Annotated in this window: 1 protein-coding gene; it reads left to right on the top strand. The window is 52.7% G+C overall.

What is annotated here, in order from left to right; genetic code table 11:
- On the top strand, window positions 1-474 hold a 474-nt coding region (locus K0040_RS22480; RefSeq protein WP_228110452.1), incomplete at both ends, for an NAD-binding protein.

Here is a 474-nt window from a genome sequence, read left to right as displayed (position 1 = left end):
TGGTGGATAAATGGCTATCCCGCCAGTTTAACGGACCGGAAGAAGAAGACGAAAAACCGTGGGTCAACGATGATAAACCCCAGGTCATTGTCGTGGGCTTCGGGCGTTTTGGTCAGGTGATTGGTCGTTTGCTGATGGCAAATAAAATGCGCATTACCGTGCTGGAGCGGGATATCAGCGCCGTTAACCTGATGCGTAAATATGGCTACAAAGTTTATTACGGCGACGCCACGCAGGTCGATCTTTTACGTTCTGCGGGTGCAGAGGCCGCTGAGTCTATCGTCATTACCTGTAACGGGCCGGAAGACACCATGAAGCTGGTGGAAATATGCCAGCAGCACTTTCCGCATTTGCATATTCTTGCGCGAGCGCGCGGACGTGTGGAAGCGCATGAGTTATTACAGGCAGGGGTGACGCAGTTTTCCCGTGAAACATTCTCCAGTGCGTTAGAGCTGGGGCGCAAGACGCTGGTCA

This window comes from Terrisporobacter petrolearius (assembly GCF_020748185.1).
Taxonomy (GTDB): Bacteria; Bacillota; Clostridia; order Peptostreptococcales; family Peptostreptococcaceae; genus Terrisporobacter; species Terrisporobacter petrolearius.
Note: the sequence above shows the minus strand (reverse complement) of the source record. Positions and strands in the feature narration are given on the sequence as shown.